At 66.9% G+C, this 954-nt stretch carries 1 protein-coding gene; it reads right to left on the bottom strand.

Translation table 11 applies throughout. From position 1 onward, the window contains the following. Positions 1-954, bottom strand: a 954-nt coding sequence (locus tag IVB48_RS40460) for a condensation domain-containing protein (protein ID WP_247408843.1), incomplete at both ends; no start/stop codon positions are given.

Below are 954 nucleotides of genomic sequence, written 5' to 3'. Positions count from 1 at the left end.
GCCCCGGCAAACGACTGCTGTGCCGGCCGCGGCCGGTCGGTCCGCAAGGCCAGACGGGCCGGTGCGCCCGACAGGTTGCTGCGCCAATACTCCGCCTGGATCGAGAGCCGCTCGCCCGACAGCCACTGCCGTTGCCAGGCGGCATAGTCCGGATACTGGATCGCAAGCGGCGGCAGCGGGTCCTCTTGTCCAGCCACAAACGTGCGGTACAGGTGACTGAGCTCACGCGCCAACACGCCCAGCGACCAGCCATCCGAGACAATATGATGCTGCGTCAGCAGGAACACGTGCTCATCATCCGACATCCGGATCAGACACGCCCGGATCAGCGGGCCGCGCGCAAGATCGAAGGGCGTGCGTGCCTCTTCATAGCACAGATCCAACCGCGCCGCCTCGGCTTCCGGCCTGTCGCGAAGATCGCGCTCCACCACTGGCAGCCCCGCACCCGGCGGCAGAACTTCAACCCAGGGCTTGCCCTCCGGCGCGACAAAGACACTCCGCAGCGCCTCATGACGCGCCAACAACCGGTCGAGGCTGCGCTGCCATGCGGTGCGGTCGAGCTCACCCCGCAACCGCCATGCCAGCAGCATGTGATAGCTCCTGCCGCTCTGATCCAGCTTCGCCAAAAACCACAGCCGCTCCTGCGCAAAGGACAGCGCAAGCGGCTCTTCGCGCGACACAGCCACAATGGCCGGCAGCTCTTGTGGACCGGAGCGGCTCAACTCATCCACGAGGCTCGCGGCCAGATCGGCCAGCACCGGTTTCGCAAACAGCGTGCTCAGCGGCAGGGCGACGCCAACAACCTGCGAGACCCGGCTCAACAACCGCACCGCGAGCAGCGAGTGGCCGCCCAGTTCGAAGAAGTTGTCGTGCCGGCCGACACGTTCCAGGCCCAGAAGCTCGGCCCAGATCTGCGCCAGCGCGATCTCGATCTCGCCCCGCGGCGCCTCATAG

Origin of the sequence: Bradyrhizobium sp. 76, from assembly GCF_023073025.1 — a bacterium.
Lineage (GTDB): Bacteria > Pseudomonadota > Alphaproteobacteria > Rhizobiales > Xanthobacteraceae > Bradyrhizobium.
Note: the sequence above shows the minus strand (reverse complement) of the source record. Positions and strands in the feature narration are given on the sequence as shown.